The sequence below is a fragment of the Selenomonadales bacterium genome (assembly GCA_018335585.1).
Lineage (GTDB): Bacteria > Bacillota > UBA994 > UBA994 > UBA994 > UBA994.
In genome coordinates, this window is sequence record JAGXRZ010000067.1 from 1 (window position 1) to 3,586 (window position 3,586).

At 58.1% G+C, this 3,586-nt stretch carries 3 protein-coding genes; 2 read left to right on the top strand and 1 reads right to left on the bottom strand.

Features of this window, described 5'->3' with window-relative positions; genetic code table 11:
* A partial coding sequence (locus KGZ66_12000; protein ID MBS3986309.1) for a hypothetical protein occupies positions 1-1,531 on the top strand: 1,531 nt, incomplete at its 5' end.
* Here the strand turns inward: KGZ66_12000 and KGZ66_12005 are convergent.
* Positions 1,528-3,306 (bottom strand): M3 family oligoendopeptidase, encoded by a 1,779-nt coding sequence (locus KGZ66_12005; protein MBS3986310.1) that lies wholly within the window; start codon positions 3,304-3,306, stop codon positions 1,528-1,530. The two genes, KGZ66_12000 and KGZ66_12005, sit on opposite strands and share 4 nt — an antisense overlap.
* A 96-nt stretch (positions 3,307-3,402) precedes the next feature.
* On the opposite strand from KGZ66_12005, the gene KGZ66_12010 reads away from it, so the two are divergent.
* The coding region (locus tag KGZ66_12010) for a hypothetical protein (protein MBS3986311.1) at positions 3,403-3,586 on the top strand (184 nt) is incomplete at its 3' end.

A 3,586-nucleotide genomic window follows, 5' to 3' on the forward strand; every position in this document is an offset into this window, starting at 1 on the left:
GCACATGAAGCGAATCATTCTGGTGACGGTGGGGGTCGTATTACTCGTTGCCCCCTTTATTTGGCTAGTTGCGCGGCAGCCTGCGCCGCAAGAGATAGTTGTAGCCATAGAGGCCGAGCCGATTACGCTCGACCCCTTTAATGCTGTCGACCATATATCGCCGGTCGTACAACAAGTTATTTTCGAAGGGTTACTGGCGTTAGGCGAGAACAATACTATTTTGCCACAACTTGCCACAGACTTTACGGTCAGTGAGGACGGACGCGCCATCACCTTTACCCTGCGCAGAGACGTCAGGTTTCACGACGGCACGCCCTTTGACGCCGCGGCCGTAAAACAGAACTTTGCCTTTTTGTTAGATGCCAGAAACGAAATGGCGCGTCGTTACCTGTTTGACTTTATTGACACCATTACAGTCAACGACCCTTACTCCATTACCTTTACCAGCAAGCGGGCGGACTACGCACTGCCTTATTACTTCGCGCATCCCGCCGCGGGCCTTAAGTCGGCGCGGGAACTAGACAAGCGAGCCCGCGACCCGCTACATAATCTCACCCACACGGCCGTGGGCACCGGCCCCTTTCGCCTTATTCTGTGGCACGGCCGGCGCTATGTAGAGCTTGAGCCTAACCCCTACTACTGGAACGCCGACTTGAAACCTAAGACGCATCTCAGGTTCCTCTTCGTCCCCGACCCCAAAGAGCGCCTCGCTCTGCTTCAGCAGGGCCAAGCGCACGCCGCCTTCCCCGCGGCGTCGGGAGAACCGGCTTCTGCCGCGGGACTGACCACACTTAGGCTGCCGCGTCAGGAAGTGTACTTTGTGGGGTTTAACTTCGCCCGCCGCGAGCTTAGCGATGTAAGAGTAAGGCGGGCCATAAACTATGCGGTAGACAGAGAGCGCCTTATGACGGCGGCCGGTATACAAGGGCTGGCTCTGGCTTCCCCCATTTCGCCGGCGATTTTTGGGCACGCGCCTGTTCAGCCCTTGCCCCACGACCCGGCGCGAGCACGCAGTCTGCTGGCGGAAGCTAACTTTGCGCAGGCCGCTCCGCTGGAACTTCTGGTCGCTGACCGACGCGAGACGAAGGCGCTAGCCCTAGCGGTGCAGGCGGATCTAGCGGCGGTGGGCATAAGTGTGGAGGTGGTCGCCTTACCGCAAGGCGAACTTTTCACGCGCCTTGACACAGGAAAACCGCCAGACATGTGGCTCATGCACTGGCGGCCCTATGCGGGGGAAGTTTACGAGGTGCTTAGCGCGAATTTTACGCGCCCCGTTGCTTCGCACAAGAACAACAACGCCGGCGGCTACTTTAATGCGGAGCTAGAGAAGCGGCTGGCCGAGGTGCGGGCCTGGCCTACGGCCGCCGCGCTCGCGGAGCTTCAGCGTCTGCAGGCGCTCGTCAGAGAGGACGCACCTTGGCTGTTTTTGTTTGCCCCGGTGCGTTATGCGGCTTACGCGCCGGCCGTAGAGGGCATTGACGTCGGGCCAAACGGCGCGCTGCGCTTAAGTCGCGTGAGGCTTCGACCCTAAGCTTTTGCGGTTAGCGCTAAAAACTCGTCTAGTTCTGCTAGCGCCGTGTCGATGGCCGACTGCCAGAAGTCTTGCCGCGTAATGTCTACACCGAGGTGAAGCCGGGCTAAGTCCTCCGTCCGCATGCGGCCGGTATCGCGCAGCAGGTCGTCGTACTTTTTGGCAAACGTGGGCCCTTCTTTCATGGCCTGCGCGTATACGCCGGTGGCGAAGAGGTAGCCGAAGGTGTAGGGGAAGTTGTAAAACGGCACGCCGGTATTGTAGAAGTGAAGCTTCGCCGCCCAAAAATGCTGGTGATACTTATCCAGAGTATCGGCAAAAGCCTGCTCTTGCGCCGCCACCATCAGTTCGTTGAGGCGCTGTTTGCTGACCACGCCCAGCTTGCGCTCCGCGTAGAAACGCGTTTCAAAAAGGTAGCGCGCTTGGATGTTCATTAGCAGTGTTGCCGCGCGTTGCAGCTTATCCTCGATCAGCGTAATCTTCTCGTCCTTTGATTTGGCCAGAGCTAAGGCGGCGTCGCCTACCGCTACCTCCGCAAAGGTGGAGGCTGTTTCCGCGACATTCATCGCGTATTGCTGCGCGAAAGGCGGCAGTTCGTTCATCACCGACTGGTGATAGGCGTGCCCGAGTTCATGTGCTAACGTAGTGACATTGCCCATCGTGCCCGAGAAAGTCATAAACACGCGGCTCTCCTGTTTTTCCGGGAAGGTGGTGCAAAACGCCCCCGGGCGCTTGCCGGGCCTATCTTCCGCTTCAATCCAGCGCTCGCGGAAGCACTTGGCGGTAAAGTCGGCCATGGCCGGGTTAAAGCGGCGAAACTGCTCGACAATAAACTCTGCGGCTTCATCAAAACTCATATGGCTGCCGGCGGAGCCAAGCGGTGCCGTTACATCATGCCAGTTTAGCTTGTCCGTGCCGAGCAGCTCTTGCTTGCGCTTAAGAAACTTAACCAGCCGCCCCTTATTGGCGTCGATGGCCGACCACATCGCCGCGAGTGTGGCAGGCTGCATGCGGTTGTAGTCGAGCGGCTCATAGGTGACGTCCGTCCAACCGCGGTGCTTATAAAGGTTTAGCCTAAACCCGGCCAAGTTGTTTAGGGCCAGCGCGCAGAAGTCGGCCTCATTGGCCCAAGCCTCTTCCCAACGCGCGAAGACGTGTTCGCGCAACGCGCGGTCCGGGCTCTTCATTTTATTTTCGGCTTGACCCGGCGACAAGCGCACCGTCTTGCCGTTTTCCTCTATGGCAATAGACATACGGCCGACGACTGTGTCGTAGAGGGTGGACCAGCCGTGATAGCCGTCAATCGACAGGTCGTTGACGAGAGTCTCCTGTGCGGTGGGCATCTTTTCTTTGGCGCGGCGGCGCCGCTCGTCGAGGTTAAACTTGATGGGAGCAAGTGAAGGATGAGAAGCGAGCGACAGCCACTCTTCCTCACTCATATCGGTGACGTGCTTGTCGAGGTAGGTTAGGGACGAGGCCAAGGCCGCGCCGATAACCCGCATTCTGCCAGCTAGGAGCTTCGCCTGTTCGTCTTTGACATTCTGTGCCGTCAGGCAACCCACAAAGGCACCGGCATGTCGCACTTTTTTTGCCAAGTCCTGTACGCGGTCGAGCAGCACTACCCACTGCTCTGCGTCTGCCGGAGCGGCACCGGACGTTTCGGCGAGCAAGGACTTTAGCGCCGCGTCAAGCGAGTCTAGGTAAGCTATGTACGCTTGCGAACTACTGCCCCCCGGGAAAATCGACTCGAGGTCCCAGTTTTGGTTAAGAGCCATTTGCAAAACACCCTTTCCTAAGAATTCGCGTCACCCCAATTGTAACTGGTTGTTAGCGCAAATGTAAACGCATAATGCGATGTGGAGGCGGGTAGCTTGCCGGATGCACTTGTCAGCTTCGTTTTCTCTCTGCTGTTAGCCTCCGGAGCTACCTTCTATGTGGCTTTCATGCGTGACAAACCCTCTGCCTTGCACACCGCGTTAGCCTTTGCGTTGAGTACAGCGACGGCGGCTGCGGTTGTGCCCTTCTACGGGGCGGTAGGGTGTGTGCTTTACCTCC

Excerpts from the sequence above, each read along its gene's own strand:
- KGZ66_12005 (MBS3986310.1), bottom strand. The coding sequence starts at position 3,306 with ATGGCTCTTAACCAAAACTGGGACCTCGAGTCGATTTTCCCGGGGGGC.